The 18,148-nt window shown below is 28.4% G+C and carries 15 protein-coding genes and 1 tRNA gene; 11 read left to right on the plus strand and 5 right to left on the minus strand.

Going from position 1 to position 18,148, the window contains the following annotated elements:
• Window positions 1–9: 9 nt before the first annotated feature.
• On the minus strand, window positions 10–399 hold the full coding sequence (locus tag HN587_06285) for a helix-turn-helix domain-containing protein (GenBank protein ID MBT7903443.1): 390 nt from the start codon (window positions 397–399) through the stop codon (window positions 10–12).
• A 150-nt stretch (window positions 400–549) separates the two neighbouring features.
• Here HN587_06285 and HN587_06290 point away from each other — a divergent pair, with 150 nt between their 5' ends.
• Window positions 550–3,873 carry a hypothetical protein gene (locus HN587_06290; GenBank protein ID MBT7903444.1) on the plus strand — a complete coding sequence of 1,108 codons (3,324 nt, stop codon included), beginning with the start codon at window positions 550–552 and terminating at the stop codon, window positions 3,871–3,873.
• 92 nt (window positions 3,874–3,965) lie between these two features.
• Window positions 3,966–4,132, plus strand: a tRNA-Trp gene (locus tag HN587_06295).
• A 91-nt stretch (window positions 4,133–4,223) separates the two neighbouring features.
• Here the strand turns inward: HN587_06295 and HN587_06300 are convergent.
• Both HN587_06300 and HN587_06305 read right to left on the minus strand, forming a co-directional pair.
• Complete coding sequence (locus HN587_06300; protein ID MBT7903445.1) at window positions 4,224–4,667, minus strand: hypothetical protein; 444 nt, start codon at window positions 4,665–4,667, stop codon at window positions 4,224–4,226.
• A gap of 160 nt (window positions 4,668–4,827) precedes the next feature.
• Window positions 4,828–5,910, minus strand: coding sequence for a calcium/sodium antiporter (locus HN587_06305; GenBank protein MBT7903446.1), 1,083 nt, complete (start codon window positions 5,908–5,910; stop codon window positions 4,828–4,830).
• A 627-nt stretch (window positions 5,911–6,537) separates the two neighbouring features.
• Here HN587_06305 and HN587_06310 point away from each other — a divergent pair.
• From HN587_06310 to HN587_06320, 3 genes are read left to right on the plus strand one after another with little or no spacing between them, the layout of a single operon-like run.
• Complete coding sequence (locus HN587_06310; protein MBT7903447.1) at window positions 6,538–7,740, plus strand: ORC1-type DNA replication protein; 1,203 nt, start codon at window positions 6,538–6,540, stop codon at window positions 7,738–7,740.
• 60 nt (window positions 7,741–7,800) lie between these two features.
• A complete protein-coding gene (locus tag HN587_06315; GenBank protein ID MBT7903448.1) occupies window positions 7,801–9,399 on the plus strand; it encodes a DNA-directed DNA polymerase II small subunit in 1,599 nt (532 codons plus the stop codon).
• Window positions 9,396–12,956 carry a DNA polymerase II large subunit gene (locus HN587_06320; protein ID MBT7903449.1) on the plus strand — a complete coding sequence of 1,187 codons (3,561 nt, stop codon included), beginning with the start codon at window positions 9,396–9,398 and terminating at the stop codon, window positions 12,954–12,956. The genes HN587_06315 and HN587_06320 overlap by 4 nt, the downstream gene beginning before the upstream one ends.
• Before the next feature lie 68 nt (window positions 12,957–13,024).
• Here HN587_06320 and HN587_06325 read toward each other — a convergent pair whose 3' ends face one another.
• Window positions 13,025–13,882, minus strand: a complete 858-nt coding sequence (locus HN587_06325) for a stage II sporulation protein M (protein ID MBT7903450.1) — start codon at window positions 13,880–13,882, stop codon at window positions 13,025–13,027.
• Window positions 13,883–14,109: 227 nt separating this feature from the next.
• On the opposite strand from HN587_06325, the gene HN587_06330 reads away from it, so the two are divergent.
• A complete protein-coding gene (locus tag HN587_06330; protein MBT7903451.1) occupies window positions 14,110–14,517 on the plus strand; it encodes a translation initiation factor IF-2 subunit beta in 408 nt (135 codons plus the stop codon).
• A 5-nt stretch (window positions 14,518–14,522) separates the two neighbouring features.
• On the plus strand, window positions 14,523–14,822 hold the full coding sequence (locus HN587_06335) for a DUF424 family protein (protein MBT7903452.1): 300 nt from the start codon (window positions 14,523–14,525) through the stop codon (window positions 14,820–14,822).
• Between the two features lie 2 nt (window positions 14,823–14,824).
• Here HN587_06335 and HN587_06340 read toward each other — a convergent pair whose 3' ends face one another.
• Complete coding sequence (locus tag HN587_06340) at window positions 14,825–15,562, minus strand: hypothetical protein (protein MBT7903453.1); 738 nt, start codon at window positions 15,560–15,562, stop codon at window positions 14,825–14,827.
• A 139-nt stretch (window positions 15,563–15,701) separates the two neighbouring features.
• Between HN587_06340 and HN587_06345 the strand changes: the two genes are divergently transcribed.
• The 4 genes from HN587_06345 to HN587_06360 are packed head-to-tail and all read left to right on the plus strand — an operon-like array spanning window position 15,702 to window position 18,133.
• On the plus strand, window positions 15,702–16,565 hold the full coding sequence (locus HN587_06345) for a hypothetical protein (GenBank protein MBT7903454.1): 864 nt from the start codon (window positions 15,702–15,704) through the stop codon (window positions 16,563–16,565).
• The gene (locus HN587_06350; protein MBT7903455.1) at window positions 16,555–17,040 is read left to right on the plus strand and encodes a YdcF family protein; all 486 of its coding nucleotides are present in this window, start codon (window positions 16,555–16,557) and stop codon (window positions 17,038–17,040) included. The genes HN587_06345 and HN587_06350 overlap by 11 nt, the downstream gene beginning before the upstream one ends.
• Window positions 17,037–17,231: a MoaD/ThiS family protein gene (locus HN587_06355; protein MBT7903456.1), complete on the plus strand. Its 195-nt coding sequence runs from the start codon at window positions 17,037–17,039 to the stop codon at window positions 17,229–17,231. Before HN587_06350 ends, HN587_06355 begins: the two co-directional genes overlap by 4 nt.
• Window positions 17,232–17,233: 2 nt before the next feature.
• A complete protein-coding gene (locus tag HN587_06360) occupies window positions 17,234–18,133 on the plus strand; it encodes a TIGR00269 family protein (protein ID MBT7903457.1) in 900 nt (299 codons plus the stop codon).
• The last annotated feature ends 15 nt before the right edge of the window (window positions 18,134–18,148 follow it).

Here is an 18,148-nt window from a genome sequence, read left to right on the forward strand (position 1 = left end):
TCACCATATTTAATTACAATTATTAAAGCAAACATTGCAATTCTTGAAATTTGAATTCTTTTTTTTATGAATTTCACAAGTTAATTTTTGTTTATACGCGTATTCACATAAAAAATGAAATTCTGCAATTACTACTTGTTTTGCTTTTATTAAATCAGTAAAATTTAATTTTTTAATTATTCTATTAGTGGATTCTTTAATTTTTGAGATCATATCAAGCGACAGTAAATCTTCTTTACTTCTCTTTTTTTTAATATATTGTGAAATTGCACTAGGAGTTAAATTTAAGAGCTGTGCAATCTCTTTTTGTTTGATCCCTTCTTCTTTTAGGTAAAAAGCAAGATTTTTTCGAATAGCTGGAATTAAATACCAAATTTCAATTTCTTGCCTTAAATCCACAATAATTAACAATTGTTAATTATTTTTATTTAAAATTATCCATTATTGTTTAAAAGTCAAAAATATCCCCAATTTAGATATGTCATTTAAAAAAAAGAAACATTTAAATAGTAACCTCTATTTTGTAGTAACAAATCGAGGGTGTCTAATATGAGTAGTAAAAATATCCTAAAATATATTATAATCAGTTTATTAATATTAATAACGTTAATTAGCGCAGCTAGCGCTTTACAAGAAGATTTCTGGGCTTTTTCACAGCAAAAAGATTTAAACGTTTGCTCATGTGAAGTAAAAGAAAATCTAATAGTCGTCCAAAATACAGGAGACATAATTAGTTCATATAGTGTTAGTTTAGCAGGTGAGGCTCAAAATTGGGCAATAACTGCACCAAACTTCTTTATTGCAGAACAAGGAGAAAAGAAGAGTTTTAACAACTTTATTAACATACCTTGTGATGCGCGCGGAGAATATGAATTAATAACTAAAATTCAAACAACACTTGGTTTAGAAAAAGAATTAAATCAAGTTCTAAATGTTCAAAATTGTAAAAATATTGAAATATTACAAAAATATGAACAAAAGCTAGAAGAAGGAGTATGTCCTTGTACACCTGCAGAATATTCATTCGAAATATATAATACAGGAAAACACACTGAAACATACAAACTAAGCTTTGATCAATACTCAGAATATATAACACTAAGTACTGACTTATTAATTCTAACACCTGGAGAAAAACAAGAAGTTAATGCATTTGTAAATCTCCCTTGTGAAATATATGGAAATCAATCAATTATCCTTACTGTTCTCGCCAAAGAAAGTGGCATGCAGGGAATCTCTGAAATAAATTTAGATATTAACAAATGTTATGATTACACTATTTTATCTCAAGAAAATTATGCAGTATGTCAAAATGCAGCAAATCAAATTGATTTAAACATATTAAATAATGCAGAATTTACCAATGGATATTATTTAGATATTGTTGGACCTGAATGGGTTGCGCTAACTAATGAAACTGTTGCGTTATTACCTGAAGAAACAGGCTCATTTAATTTACTTGCAATTCCTACAAAAGAACATAATGAAACTTACGAAGTTTTAGTAAAAAGTATTAGTTCAAAAGGAGATGAATTAAGAAATCACACATTCTTATTAACACCTGAAAACTGCTATGATTATGACTTAATTTTTGATTCAGTTCAAGAAGATGTAAGCCTATATGTAGTTAACGGAGAATCTGAAGATAATACAGTTTTAATTGAAAATAAAGGAACTAGAGATCTTGAATATAATTTAATTTATGAAGCTCCTGAATGGATTAATTTAACCAAAGGCACAGATGGTGTTTTAGAAAGCGGAGAATTCAATGAATTTAATCTTGAAAGCGTAACACCTGAAACTGCAAAGGGAGATTACTTAACTAAACTAACAGTTACAATCCATAATTTAGATAATGAAACAAGAACCAATGAAATTCTAGTAGGCGTTAAAAATTCAGAAGATGCATACAAAATTGAGTTCGAACAATTAAATGATGATATTGCAGTTGATTATAATTTAACAACACACGAATTAATAATTAGAAATAATGGAATTAAAAAGACCAAATATGTTATGGGTCTTGATTCAAGTCCTTGGATTAAACTGGATACTTACAATTTAGAACTAGCACCAGGTGAAGGACAAATAATTAATTTACTAATTGAACCAACTGAAGACGTACCTGAAATGCTCTATAAAGCAACACTATATGTAGGAGTTTTAGGCACTGAACAAGAATACAATCAAGAATTCTTTGTGCAGGTTGGAGAAAAAAGTTTACTAAACTCAGAATGGTTATGGTTATTACTATTATTGTTATTAGTTTTGGTAATTGGACTTGCAGGATTATTATTTAAATTTAGTAAAAAAAACAAATCAGACGATTATTCTGAATTAGACGAAACTGAATTTGAAACTGAACAAAAAACAACTAAAAGAAAAACTAAGAAGGAATTAGATTCAGTAAGATATACAGGCTCATACGAAACAGCACAACAATCAAAACAATCCAAATGGTTGAAAATTTTATTATTAATATTAGGTATTATTTTTATTATTGGAATTATCGCAGTTGGAACTTATTACGGATTACAAGAAGTTAATAATGATTCATTAAATGAAACTATAACTCCTGAATCTGACATAAATAATAGTGCAATAATTACTCAAAATACTAGTTCTGAAAAATTAGTTCAAACTGATTTAAGTGAACTTGATACTACTAATGGTAAACTAATTGCAACCAATCAAACAAAAATAAATGTTCCAATAACTATTAAAAATCCAACCGATAAAACAGCAATTTTTAAAATTCAAAGTAATAATGGGTGGATACAATTTGATAATTCATTAGTTCAAATCAACCCAAATACTACAAAAACAATTGATGTTACAATCATTCCAGATTATGAAATTTTAAAAACACAAAATTTTAAAGTAGAAATTGAAGGAACAATTACTGGAGAAAAAATAGATTATTTAGAAAACTTTTCATTTGAAGTTACACGAGCAAAAAAATGTTATGAAAATATTTGGTTTTGGTTAATTGCAGGAATTGTTGCTTTAGGTGTTATTTTATTAATATTACACCCAATTCGAAAGAGTTTGAAAAAATCTCGAGAAGAACAAGTTAAATATAAACAAACTGGAAATCAGCTTGGAATTTGGAAAATCTTAATTGGAATATCATTAGTTTTAATCATAATTTTAATTGTAATTGGTGGAGTTTGGAAATTAGGACAAATTAATACAGCCAATAATCAAACACAAACTAATTCAACTGATTTTGATACAACTTCGTTTGAAGAAAATATTGTTACTGAACAAACTAGCACAGAAAAATTACTAAAATTAGATTTGAATGGGTATGGAAGTTCTGGAACTATTAATGTAGAAAATGAAACTGACGTTGAAATAAAATTAATAATTACTAATCCAACAGATAAAAAAGCAATATTTGCAATAGAAACTCAAGATAATAGTTGGGCAACACCAACCGAATCAAAAATAATTGTTAATGAAAATCAAACAGAAACATTACTAATCAATGTTGATTTAGATTTAGAAGAATTAAAAGAATCAAATCACAAATTAATAATTAATGGCAAGATAATTGGAGAAAAGATAAATTACCAAGATAATTTAGAAGTAATAATTACAAAAAAATCTAAAAGTTTTTGGAACTCATATTTATTTTTTTTAATTTTAGCATTAGTTTTTTTAGTTGCAATAATTTTAGTTGTTGAACTAATTATTAGAAATAAAAAGAAAAAACAAATAGTTGAAAATAAACAAGATGAAATGGTTGAAGAAATTTTAAAAGTTAGCCAAATAATGGACACAGTAGTGAAGAAAAAAACAACCAAAAAATTAACCAAAAAAACACCAACTAAAGAAAAAAGAACAACAATTGCACTCAACAAAAAATAAATTATTTTATTTTTCTATATTTATATTGAAAGAAAGCTTTAAAAAGAAGCTTTGAATTCTTGAAGACAATAGTCAGATACTTAAGTCTAAATGGGGCTGTAGTATAAACCTGTTAGTTATTACTAATAAGGGTACAACCTGGCTAGAATAGTCGGCTCCAATTTCGGAGCGATGAGACGTTAAGTCAATGACTGAAACTATTGGTATGTCGCTTTGATGAAGATACCGTCGGATTTGGGTTCAAATCCCAACAGCCCCATATTTCATACTTCTAAAATAATATTATTAAAAAAAAAAGAAATTATAATCTACTAATTTTAATGAATAAAATAAAAAAATAAAAATTAATTTTAAGCTGCATGAGCCTGAAGTTTTGGATCATGTAATTTTGAATCAACATTTGTTGCTAAATATAATGCTAATTCTCCAAGTAATACATAGTCAGATTTTATTAAATCAGATTTATCTAATTCACGTAATAATCTACTAACATGATTACCTTTTGAATCAAATTGACGCTGAGTTCCATAACTTAACAAAACATCTTGATTAAATGCACTTTGCACTGTTAAAGATAATCTTCTAGTTTTGTTATCATCATAGAAGTGATCTATTAATTCATCTTCTAAAACAAAATAATGATCTCCTTGTCTTGCATGATACTCATGTTTATATTGAATAGTACCTTCTGCAATTTCTTTTGTTTCATGTTCAACTAATTCAACAAAGTCTAGTTGTGACTTTTGAAACTTTTTAACAAGAGTTTCAAGAACTTCTGCTGGCATTTTTGCCATTTTATGTCATCACCTATTTAATATCACATGCAGATTAGAATTTAAACCTTATTAATCACATTTAGTGTTATTCCGCAATACACCTAATCAAAATACGGAAATTGAAAAAAAAAGCTTATTTGACCTATAATATTATTTAATTAACAATTAAAGTAATGATTTATACAATAATTCCAAAGTAAATTAATGCTAAAAAACCAACATATCCCAAAAGAAATAACCCACCTTCAAACCGTTTAATTTGCCAACCAGACCGAATAAAAAGTAAAAGTAATAATGCAGTTGCAATCACAAATGAAAATGTGTATGTAAGGGTTGCTTGAGGTAAAATCGCAGGAGAAATTGCCATTGCAGACCCACCAACAAAAAGAATATTTGCTATATTACTACCTAAAATGTTCCCTACAACCATATCACCAAGACCTTTTTTAGCAGCTACAACACACACAGATAATTCAGGAAGAGATGTACCAAGTGCAACTAAAGTTAACCCAACAACACCACCAGTAACACCAAAAAACTCTGCAAACCAAGTAGCTTCACGAATAAAAAAGTTAGCACCTAGAATAATTCCGACACAACTACCCAAAATAATTAAGAATTCATGCCAAAAATCAGATTTTTTCAAGTTAATTTGTCTTTCTTTATTTTCTTTATCATGAATTTTTTCAGGATCTTTTTTTGAAATAATAATATATAGATCTTTAACGAATTTGACATTTAAAAAATAAACTAAGAACTTTTCAAAATTTTGTTGTGTTGATTTGCCAAGTCTACTTTGAGAAACATATATTAAATATGCAAAAAACATCAAAATCATAATAAATCCTATAATTCTAATTATAACTGGATGAGCTATCACAAAATCAAATCTTGCACTTACAAGTAACCAATAAAACAATATACTAGAAAAAATCATAATCATACCATCACGATCTAACATTTCTCTTGTAGTCTTTAAATTAGCAAATAAAGCTGAAACTCCTAAAATTAACAAAATATTTGCAATATTACTACCAAGAACGTTTCCTACAGCCATTCCTGCTTGTCCTTGAATTGATGCAATTAATGAAGATGCAAATTCAGGAAGAGAGGTTCCAATTGCAACTAGAGTTAAACCAATAACTAAATCAGAAACTCCAAGAAGTTTTGCAATCTTTGATGAACCATCAACAAATAAGTCTGCGCTTTTAATAAGAACATATGATGCTATGATTAATATTATTATATGAACTAGTAACATGGAAAAAATAAAGAAATATTTAGGTATTTAAACTTATTTATTTGAAACTGCGTCGATTGCTTAAATATATGGGATCACCCACTTAATTTTAATATGACCAAATAAATTTTTAATAAATTGAATTGATTTTGCTATTTAAGGTATAAATTAGTATTCTAAATTCTTTATTTATAAATGCTGTTACCCCTTGATTTCTCATGGAACTTGTGTAGTAACGGAAACAAAGGAAATAAAGGAATAATAAGTATATAAAGTATAAAAAGAGAAGTTTTGATTTTTTTTGCAAAAGAAATTGAGGTTTGATTTTTTTTTATTTTCTATATTGAAAATTATTATATATTATATATATTATAGAATACATTATATATTATTATTATAGTACGTTTTTTTCTGTTTTTTTGAGTTTAAACTTAGCAATATCTTACTAAATAACTAAAAATAACAGTTTAAGTGGTTTTTTATTATATTAAGGGTTCCATAGGAAATGGAGGGGTCAGAGTTAATTCATTTTTTATTTAAAAATCACTGAGTTATTTGTTTTTAACATTTTCAGCACTTCTAAATGGTGGTTTTCAGGATAATTATAAATGAAAAAGCTTTTAAACCTCCATTTCTTCTGGAAATATTATGGAAAAAAAGGGGATAGCCGATTTTTTTGAAGAATTCTTAGAGAAAGAACCTTTATTTAAGGAAAAAGCTAGTCTACAAGCTAATTATACTCCAGAAAACATTCCCCATAGAGATGAACAAATAAGACACATCGCAAAGATTTTAGCACCTAGTCTTCGTTTGGAAAAACCATCCAATATTTTTTTATATGGTAAAACTGGAACTGGTAAAACATTATCTGTAAAACATATAACCAATAAAATGCAACAAGTAGCTGCAAAAAATAATTTAGCGCTTAAAATAATATATGTTAATTGCAAACTTAAAAAAATAGCAGATACTGAATATAGGTTAATTGCTCAATTAATTAATGAATTTGGACGAGAAATACCTGCAACAGGACTTCCAACAGATGAAGTATACAAAATATTTTATTCAACAATTGACAAAGAAAAGCAATTAGTTTTATTAATACTTGATGAAATAGATCAATTAGTTAAAAAAACAGGAGATGAAATACTTTATAATTTTACTCGAATCAATGCAGAATTCAAAAATGCACAAATTTCTTTGATTGGAATATCTAATGATCTAATATTTATTAATCATGTAGATCCGCGAGTCAAATCAAGTTTAAGTGAAGAAGAATTAGTTTTTCCACCATATAACGCAATACAATTACAAGATATTTTACGAAATAGATCTAAAGAAGCATTCAAAGATGGTGTTTTAGAAACTGGTTTGATAGAAAAATGTGCTGCATATGCTGCAAGAGAACATGGGGATGCCAGGCGTGCATTAGAACTTTTACGAGTTGCAGGTGAAATTGCTGAACGTGAAGGTGAAACTCTTGTTAAAATTGCACATTTAGATATTGCTGAAGATAAAATTGAGAAAGATCGAATGATAGATATTGTTAGAACTCAACCAAAACAGTTCCAAGCAACATTATATGCCATAATGAGTCTTGATAGTCGCAAAAATATTTTTACTGGAGATATTTATGAAGTATATCAAAAAGTTTGTGGACTTATTGGTCAAAGACCATTAACGCAAAGAAGAATATCTGATATTATTGCCGAGCTTGATATGATTGGAATGATAAATGCAAAAATAATTTCAAAAGGAAGATATGGTAGAACGCGTGAAATTACTATGAGTCTTCCTAAAAATGTTGAAATTAGTGTTAAAACCATTCTAAAAAAAGAATTAGATTTGTAATTCTTTAAAATTTAAATATTTTATATTCATTATTTTTTAAATGAATATTATACTTTTAAAATGACAAATGCAGATGAATTAGTAAAAAAAAAAGAAATTGTGAAACTTTTACTAGCTCGCGGAATAATGGTCAATAAGGACGTAATGGATAAAATAAATAATTTAGATAACTATGATCAATTCTTAACTGATTTTGAAAAAAATCTTTATCAATTACATTTATCTGAAATTGATTTAGTTAATTCACATAAGTTATCTAAGTCAGCTTCTGAATCGGATAATAAATCAAATTCAAGTTCTAATACTAATAATTCTTCAAGTTCTACTAATGTAACTAAGTCTAGTTCTGAAAAACCTGCATATGATAAAACACCTCTTGTTTCTGAAGGAATGGTAAAAATAATAAGTTCATATAATAATCCACCAAAAAAAAGAGAAGTTAAAGATTTTGTATCATATTTTTCTGAACGATATAAAACTCTTAGAAAAATATTGCTTAACAGAAAGGAACTAATGGGTGCAACATCAATAAATAAATTAAAATTAAAACAAGAACGAGATAAAGTGGCAATAATTGGGCTTATTACTGATAAAAAAGAAACAAAAAATGGAAATATAATTTTTGAACTTGAAGATTTAACAGGAAGATTTAAAGTATTAATTTCAAAAAATAAATCAGAACAATTAATTGCAGCAAAAGATTGTGTTCTTGACGAATGTGTTGGTGTTGAAGGTAATTTAGGTAATAATATTATATTTGCAAATTCACTCATTTTTCCAGATATTCCAATATACAAAGAAGTAAAAAAATCACCTGAAGAAAGTTATGCTATATTTATTGGTGATTTACATTTCGGATCCAAATATTTTTTACATGAAGCATTTGATAAATTTTTGAATTGGATGCGAGTTGAACATGGAAGTGAAAACCAACGAGAAATTGCTCGAAAAGTTAAATATTTATTTATTGTTGGAGATGTTGTTGAAGGAGTTGGAATTTATCCTGGACAAGATAATGATCTTGAAATAACTGATATTTACGAACAATATTCTGAATTTTCAAGACAAATAGCAAAAATTCCCAAGCACATAAAAATTATAATAATCCCTGGAAATCACGACGCTATGAGAATTGCAGAACCCCAACCTCCAATATATCAAGATTATGCTGAAGCATTATATGAACTTGAAAATGCAGTTATTGTATCAAGTCCTTCAATTGTTAATATTGATAGCACACCTGATTTTGTAGGTTTTAATGTTTTAATGTATCATGGATTTAGTTTTATTTATTATGCTGATGCAATTGAGCGAATAAGAAGTCTTGGAGGGCAAGAAAGAGTAGATTTAATAATGGAATTTTTACTTAAGCGAAGACATCTTGCACCAACACACAAATCAACATTATATCTTCCTGATGTTGACAAAGATTATTTAGTAATTGAATCAGTTCCCGATTTTTTTATTTCAGGACATATACATAGAGTTTCAGCATCCAATTATCGTGGAGTTACAATGCTTAATTGTAGTTGTTGGCTTGCAACTACTGATTATCAAGAAAAGTTAGGTTTAAAACCACAACCTGGACGAGTAACAATCGTTAATTTACAAACAAGAAAAGCAAAAATTTTGAAATTTTCAGGAGATGAACATTTATGACTGTCGCATCAAGCGAAATGCAAGAATATTTTGATTCTATGAAAAAGATATTGTTAAATGAGTATGCACTAGCAAATAAAGCAAGACTTATGGGAATAGACCCTGATACTAAAGTTGAAGTTCAATTAGCAGAAACTATGGCTGAGCGAGTAGTAGGTCTTATTTCAGTTCTTGCACCACAAATAGTTGGAAGTGGAGTGGATAAAAGAATTCAAGAATTAGAAGCAGAATATAGTGCTCTTGATTGGAGAGTTGCACTACAAATTGCACTTGAAGTTGCACAAGAAAAATTTTGTAAATTTAAAGATAAACGAGAAGCAATAGAAGTTGGAATAAGAGTAGGATTCGCATATGGTACTGTTGGAGTTGTAAGTTCGCCTATAGAGGGATTAGTAAATGTAGAAATCAAAAAAAGATTTGATGGTAAAGGAGAATATTTTTGTTTAAATTATTCAGGCCCTATTAGGAATGCAGGAGGTACTGCTGCTAGTTGGTCAGTAATTATTGCTGATTACGTACGAAAAAATATGGGATATGCAGAATATGATCCGACTGATGATGAAGCAAAAAGATGTTTTACTGAAATATCCGATTATCATGAGCGAGTTACCAATTTACAATATTTTCCAAGTAAAGAAGAATCATTATTTATCGTAAAAAATGTTCCTGTAGAAATAAGTGGAGATCCTAGCGAGAAAATAGAAGTTTCAAATCAAAAAGATCTCTCTCGAATTCCCACTAATTTTATTCGTAGTGGATATTGTTTAATTCATAGTAGTTGCATCCCATTAAAAGCACCAAAACTGTGGAAACAATTAAATGCGTGGGGTAAAGATTTTGGGATGGAACATTGGGGATTTTTAGAAGAATTTTTGAAAATTCAAAAAGAAGCAAAATCAAAAGGTGCCAAAGCAAAATCAAGCGGGGATAAAAAAGAAAAAATTAAACCTGATTTCACATACATTAAAGATTTAGTTGCAGGAAGGCCAATACTTGGACATCCTTTACGAAATGGAGCTTTTAGATTAAGATACGGGCGAGCAAGAACGTCGGGATATAGTGCCCAAAGTATTCATCCTGCAACCATGCATGTTCTTCGAGATTATATTGCTATTGGAACACAACTTAAAGTAGAACGGCCAGGAAAAGGTGCAACATATACTCCTTGTGACGTAATTGAAGGACCAATTGTAAAATTAAATGATGGTAGCGTCGTTAGATTAAATTCAGAATCAGAAGCAAAAAAAGTCAAAAAAGATTTTGTTGAAATATTATATTTGGGAGATGTATTGATTAATTATGGTGATTTTTTTGATCGTGCACATCCATTAGTTCCTGCAGGATATTGTGAAGAATGGTGGATTCAAGAACTCGAAAAATCTGCAGTAAATATGTTAGGATCACTTGATTATGAAAAAATGCACGAATATACAGGAATTCCTGCAGAATTTTTTCAAAAAATAATAAAAAATCCATTTATTAGAAATATAAATTCTGAGACTTCAATAAAATTATCTCAAACATTTGAAATTCCATTACATCCGCGATTCACATATCACTGGAACTCTATAACTAAAAAAGAATTTATTGAACTTATGAATTGGCTTGTTAAAATAAAAATAGAAAAAGAAGGAGAAAAAACATTAAAAGGAATTTTATTTATTGAAGCAGCTCCCAAAAGATTACTTGAAATTGTTGGAATTCCACATATAGTTTCCGCAAATGAATACGCAGTTTTAGATAAAGATCACACACAAATACTATGGTATTTTATTAAAAATTATATGGAAAATAAAATTCAAATGAGTCAGTGGATAGAACTAGAAGAAAATGCAGAACGTGGCGTTAATGGACTCATAAATAATTTCTCAAAAATATTTTTGAGAGATAAAAATGGAACATTTATAGGAAGTCGTATGGGACGCCCCGAAAAAGCTAAAATGCGAAAATTAATTGGGAGTCCTCACGTATTATTTCCAATTGGAGAAGAAGGTGGACGACTTAAATGTTTTCAATCAGCACTAGACGCTGGAAAAGTAACTGCAGATTTTCCAACATATGAATGTACTGGTTGTGGGCATAAAACCGTACTTACTATGTGCGAGAAATGCTGGGCATTGACTGTAAGAAAATATACTTGTTCTATTTGTGGTGAAATTGATGAATCAGAATGTCCCAAACATGGAAAAACTCAAGCTTACAAAAAACAAGAAATACCAATTAAAGATATTTTTCAAAGCATGCTTAAAAAACTTGGAACTAGAACATATCCTGATTTAATTAAAGGTGTTCGCGAAACAAGAAATAGAGATAGAACACCTGAGCACATAATTAAAGGAATATTAAGAGCAATACATAAAATTCATGTAAATAAAGAAGGAACTATAAGATATGATGCAAGTGAATTACCACTAACTCATTTTAAACCAAAAGAAATATTTGTAAGTGTTGACAAATTAGTAAGTTTAGGATATACTAAAGATATTTATGGAAAAGAATTAACTAATGAAAATCAAATACTGGAAATAAAACCTCAAGATGTTGTACTTCCTTGTTGTCCTGATAGTCCTGATGAAGCATGTGATACAATATTATTTAGGACAACAAAATTTATTGATGATTTATTAGTTCGCGTATATGGTCAAGAACCGTATTATAATTTAAGATCAAAAGAAGAACTAGTTGGACATTTAATTATTGGACTCGCACCACACACAAGTGCAGGAATTTTGGGAAGAATAATTGGATTTTCAAAAACGCAAGGATTTTTAGCACATCCTTATATGCACGCTGCAATGAGGCGAGATACTGATGGGGATGAGAGTTGTTTATTTTTGTGTTTAGATGCATTTTTAAATTTTTCAAAAAGATATTTACCTTCTTCTAGGGGATCTACGATGGATGCACCTCTAGTTTTAACAACAGTACTTATTCCATCAGAAGTAGATGATATGGTATTTAACATGGATATAGTTGGTAAATACCCTTTAGAATTATATGAGGCTGCACTTGAATACAAAAAACCATGGGATATCAAAATCAAAAAAATAAATGAAGTACTTGATACAGAAGAACAATATGAAAAAATGATGTTTACTCATGACACAGATAATTTTAATTGTGGAGTATTATGTAGTGCATATAAAACAATTCCTTCTATGCAAGATAAATTGTTAGGTCAGATGAAAATTGCAGAGTCTATAAGGGCAGTTGATGAATCTGATGTTGCAAGACTTATAATTGATAAACATTTTATTCGAGATATTAAAGGAAATTTACGTAAGTTTTCTATGCAAGAATTTAGGTGTGTTAAATGTAATACCAAATATCGTCGACCGCCAATGATTGGACTTTGTACAAATTGTGGAGGTAAAATAATATTTACTATTTCTGAAGGATCTATTGTGAAATATTTAGAACCATCAATTAGTTTATCAAATAAATATAATTTACCAATTTTTATGAAACAAACCTTGGAACTTGTTAAACGAAGAATTGAAGGAGTATTTGGGAAAGAAAAAGAAAAACAAGTAGGACTTGGAGCTTGGTTTGGATAAAAACTTCTTAAGAAAATAAATTTATTTAGTTTAATTCTTTTTTTTTAGTTATTAAATATAATAAACTTCTAAAATAATACAGGAGTAATAAATGCTTCAATAAGCCCTGCTACTAAAAGAACAAAAATTGCTAAAAGTAAAAGCGTACTTGAATCAAACATTATTTTTTGAAATTTATCTTCTTCTAAATCATGTCTAATAACTGCAACACTAATTATTCCTCCAGCTAATCCTGCGATCATATAAGCAATCATCTCGGGAAGACCATGGATCATATATCTAAAAAAAGAATATGTTGATATCTGGGTTGCTGCAATGAATGAATCAAATCCAAATGAAGTATACTTTGCTAGTTCGCCACGAATGATTCCTCCCATGGCTGCGGCCACTACTGATGAATTCCACATCAAAATAAATATTGCGCCCGAACCATAAAAGAATGAAAATAAAATACAAAAAATCATAACTTTAACATTATTAAAAAAAATCTTATTGAATAATCCTATGTTTGCTGCAAAACCAGTTACATGACCTTTAATTGGATTATTAATTTCAGTAATTGTTGATACTTGTTGATTAAATAACATATTAGTCATTCCAGTCGGTAAAACAACATACCAAATAACCCATGCAACCATAGTACCTAAAAATAAAAATGAGAAAAATGCAATTAATTTAGAATGCTCTTTTAGAATAGATCCTTCACCCTCTAAAACTATATCTTTTTTTTCTTCAGCACGAATTGTGTGAAACATTATAGAAATGCATGCAAATGTAGTTAAGAAAACCATAACTAAATCAGCACGATCTTTGAAAATCCAATAACCAAGAAACAGTCCAATTGATGCAACTATCATACCATAAAAAAACATTTCCCATGGTTTTTTTTCTGCTTGAAGTGGTTTGATAATTGACTCTAGAACCATATATAGAAATAAATAAATTTTCTGTTTTTAAACCTTTTGTTTTTTATATAAGAAATAAGTAAATTATTTTTTATTTTTTATTTTAAAATTAAATAATTATGTTAGTAAAAATTTGATTTTTGTTTGAGAATTATTGAGGTGGTATCATGTTATGTCTATTATGTTTGCGAGAGTGTTTGGATTAAATCAAAAGCTTTTTAAGAGGAGGCCAATTCTTTGCTTATAAAATGAAATATGAAGAAATGCTCAAAAAAGCAAGAGATGAACTGCCCGATATTGCATTTAGTGCAGAAAGATTCGAAATTCCTAAAGTAATGGGACATTTTCAAGGAAATAAAACTATAATTTCTAATTTTCATCAAGTCGCAGCAGCTCTAACAAGAGATGCTAATCATGTTCTAAAATATGTACTTCGTGAACTTGCAACGCCTGGAAATTTAACTAGGACTGCTTTAATACTCGGATCAAAAGTTCCCGCATCAAAAATTAATGAAAAAATCAAAAAATACGCAATGGAATTTTTATTATGTTCTGAATGTGGTAAACCTGATACTAAACTAATGAAAGAAGGTCCATTTTTGTACTTAAGATGTATGGCTTGTGGTGCAAAACACACTGTAAAAAGTAAAATCTAAGAAAAATGAAACTTATTGTTGGCAAGAAAACTTCTGAAAGAGGAATTCTAATTACTATAACTGATAAAGATATTTTAGGTAAAACCTTTGAAGAAGGAGATGCATTTCTCGACTTAAGTTCTAATTATTATTCTGGAGAAGAAATGGAGATTTCTGATTTAGAAAAAATCATGAAAAATTCATATATGTTAATTTTTACTGGTGCAATTTCAGTTCAATTTGCAATCAAACATAAATTAATCTCTGAAGAAAATGTTTTACATATACAAAAAATACCTCATGCGCAATGTGTTATGATTGGATAAATTTATTCTAAAACTTTATACTTTCCAGGAGATATTTCAAAAATTTCTCCATCCATCATAAGATTTTTTATTAAAGAATCCGTAGAATCATTATCTGATTTTTCTAAAACATCTTCATAAGTTGCACCTCTGCCTGAATCGAGCGATCTTATAATATTAATTAATTTAGTTGCTTTATCTTCTGGTTCTGCAAGCTTAGGCGAGGGAGTATTTTCAGGTGTTGTTGTCTGATTAGAAACAACATTTTCCACTATTTCTTCCTCAACTTTTGGTTCAGTTTGATCTGAAGTGCTTAAATTTGGACTTGTAGTAGGTACTGGACTAGAAGTATCATAAAATTCAGAGTAAAAAAAATCTAATTCATTTTTTCTTACTTGAACCCAGCTAGGATCAATTCTTTTTACAATTTCAGGAATAAGATACCTTTCTCCATTAAAATCGCGAATTTTACCAATAACTTGGACAATATCACCAACATCTGCGTCAAATTTAGATTCAGTTTCAAAAGATCTTAATGAAATACGTCCAGTTCCATCCTCAATTAACAAATTTTGAAAAGAAACTTGATTTTCTTCAGTTGAATTAGATACGACAACTCCAATAATGTTTACTCTAGAAACTTGTTTTTTGCCAAAAGAAACAAAATTAGGGTCAAATCCTTCCTGTTTAGTATAAATGGAATTAAGAACGTCATTAATTTTAATTTTAAATGCAATACTTCTTTTAAATTGATCCGTCATAAATAATCTAAATTAAAATAAGAATATGATTTTAAATAACTTTCGTTACTCTTTTCATACTGTTATAACAGCTAAATCAGGGTTTATAAATCATTTAAATACTAAGCTTTATAAGTCTTACTTTGATTACAAGGAAATAATGGTTTGCATAATTTGTAGATATGGAGAACTTGCATTGAAAGGCAAAAATCGAGAATTTTTTGAAAAACAATTAGTTCAAAATATAAAAAAACAAATGAATAAATCTGAAATTGAATGCAGTATTCGAAAAATACGTGGAAGAATATTTTTAGAAGCTGAATCAATTGATTCTGTTAATGTTTTACAGCGAGTTTTTGGACTTGTAACTGTGTCTATTGCACAACAGGTAGAACTTGATTTTGAATTAATTTCAAAAAAAGTAATTGAATATGTTAGATCAAATTTAAAAGGAGTCAGCACATTTAGAGTAAGTACTACTAGAACTAATAAAAGTTTTAAAAAGACCTCAATTGAAACTGATAGAGAAATAGGTGCAAGGATTGTTGAAGAATTTGGATTAAAAGTTAAATTAAAAAAGCCTGATTTGGAGATTGGAATCGAATTACAAGATAGTGCATATATTTATCATGAAAAAAACGAATGTGGTGGAGGACTTCCTGTTGGAGTTACAGGACGAGTTAGTTGTTTACTTGAAAATAAAAAAAGTGTTCTCGCAGCAATTAGAATGATGCGGCGCGGATGTACAATTCAATTTATTTATTTTGAAGAATTATTTGGTGAATATTTAGATTTGTTGAATAGTTTTAGTCCAGAACCAATAAAAGTTGAAAAAATAACAACTGAAGAATTTGAACAAAAGTTTTTTGGATGTAATAATATTTTAGTTACGGGAGATACAATTAATGAACTTGAGGTAATTAGAGATTTGAGCTGCAAAGGAATCATTTTATTAAATCCTCTGTTAACTTATGATTCAGAAAGCATCAGTCTTGAATTAGAACAACTAAAAAATGGCAAGTGAAAAAATATTAGTTGTTTTAGGATCAGGAATTTTAATTAAAGGAATGCCAAAACTTATGATGGAGCGAATCTATAGGGCAATTAGATTGTTTAAAACGGGTGAATATAAAAAAATTGTATTATCTGGTGGTATTGTTAATTTACCATTACCTGAAGCTGAACTTATGCGAGTTATAGTTTCAGAAAAAATTGATATCAAAAAAATTATAATTGAAGATAAATCACAAAATACAATTCAAAATGCGATATTTGTATGGGAAAAATTACAAAAAGAAAAAATTAAATCGATTACAATTGTTAGTTCAAAATTTCATAAACGCAGACTAGAACACATATTTAATCAAGTATTTTCACATAAAAAAATTGAAATTAAATATTCATATGTAAAACATAATTTGCCACCAATGCTTGAATTAAAACTAAAAGTTAATGAATTATTGTATTATTTAGCATTATTGGTTAGAGGAATAAAATGAAAGTATTTATTGAAAAAGAAAATAAAAATATTGAAATTGACTTTCAAGGAACTGTTAAAAATCTACTACTGGATTTAAAAATTAATCCAGAAACAGTAATTGTTGTTTGTAATGATGAATTAGTGTTACTTGATGAGAAATTAAGTGATTTTGATAGTGTGAAATTGTTGAGTGTTGTTTCAGGAGGATAAAATTGAAGTGTGTTGAATGTGATCAAAAGGCAGTAAGTCAAGAATCTAAGTTATGCAAAAAACATTTTCTAAAATATTTTGAAAAAACAGTTTTTGATACAATAGAAAAATATGAGTTAATAACTCCAGGTGATAATATTTGTGTTGCTACAAGTGGAGGGAAAGACTCATTATCAGTTTTATATTTAGTAAAAAAATACTGTGAAAAAATTGATAGTAAAGGTAAAATAGTCGCGCTTGCAATAGATGAAGGAATTAGAAGTTATAGGAAGAAAACGCTAGAAGATTTAAAATTATTTTGCAATACTTACTTTATTGATTTAAAAATTATAAGTTTTGAACGAAAATTTGGAAAAAAACTTGATCAATTATTAAAATCAGAAAAATTCAGTCACTTAAAACCTTGCAATATTTGTGGTGTTTTAAGACGATACTTGATGAATAAGTATTCTAAAGGATATGATAAGCTAATTACGGGACATAACTTAGATGATGAATCTCAAGCAATCATGATGAACTTTTTTCGAGCACAAACAGAAGTTCAAGCAAAACTTGGACCTGTAACGGGAGTTAAAAAAAATAAATTGTTTACTCAAAGAGTAAAACCACTATATTTTTGTTCAGAAAAAGAAGTTGCAACATATGCACTTTTAATGGGATTTGGAGTTGGATTTACAGAATGTCCTTATGTTGGAGAATCTTACAGAGCACAAATACGAGATCTATTAAACGATTTAGGGTCAGAAGTTAAAAAAAATGTAGTTCATAAATTTATTAATAATCTCGAAGTGATTAAATCGAGTGTTACGATTGAAGGCGAAGTTGGCAAGTGTGATTCTTGCGGGGAGCCTGCAAAACGAGAGGTTTGTAATGCTTGCAAATTAATCGGAATGATAGAATAGTAAATTATTTAAATT

The sequence above is a fragment of the Candidatus Woesearchaeota archaeon genome (assembly GCA_018675335.1).
Lineage (GTDB): Archaea > Nanobdellota > Nanobdellia > Woesearchaeales > UBA11576 > JABJCP01.

Coding starts and splice junctions, on each gene's coding strand:
- HN587_06290 (MBT7903444.1), top strand. CDS start 550: ATGAGTAGTAAAAATATCCTAAAATATATTATAATCAGTTTATTAATA.
- HN587_06305 (MBT7903446.1), bottom strand. CDS start 5,910: ATGTTACTAGTTCATATAATAATATTAATCATAGCATCATATGTTCTT.
- HN587_06320 (MBT7903449.1), top strand. CDS start 9,396: ATGACTGTCGCATCAAGCGAAATGCAAGAATATTTTGATTCTATGAAA.
- HN587_06300 (MBT7903445.1), bottom strand. CDS start 4,667: ATGGCAAAAATGCCAGCAGAAGTTCTTGAAACTCTTGTTAAAAAGTTT.
- HN587_06350 (MBT7903455.1), top strand. CDS start 16,555: ATGGCAAGTGAAAAAATATTAGTTGTTTTAGGATCAGGAATTTTAATT.
- HN587_06325 (MBT7903450.1), bottom strand. CDS start 13,882: ATGGTTCTAGAGTCAATTATCAAACCACTTCAAGCAGAAAAAAAACCA.
- HN587_06345 (MBT7903454.1), top strand. CDS start 15,702: ATGGTTTGCATAATTTGTAGATATGGAGAACTTGCATTGAAAGGCAAA.
- HN587_06310 (MBT7903447.1), top strand. CDS start 6,538: ATGGAAAAAAAGGGGATAGCCGATTTTTTTGAAGAATTCTTAGAGAAA.
- HN587_06330 (MBT7903451.1), top strand. CDS start 14,110: ATGAAATATGAAGAAATGCTCAAAAAAGCAAGAGATGAACTGCCCGAT.
- HN587_06340 (MBT7903453.1), bottom strand. CDS start 15,562: ATGACGGATCAATTTAAAAGAAGTATTGCATTTAAAATTAAAATTAAT.
- HN587_06355 (MBT7903456.1), top strand. CDS start 17,037: ATGAAAGTATTTATTGAAAAAGAAAATAAAAATATTGAAATTGACTTT.
- HN587_06315 (MBT7903448.1), top strand. CDS start 7,801: ATGACAAATGCAGATGAATTAGTAAAAAAAAAAGAAATTGTGAAACTT.
- HN587_06335 (MBT7903452.1), top strand. CDS start 14,523: ATGAAACTTATTGTTGGCAAGAAAACTTCTGAAAGAGGAATTCTAATT.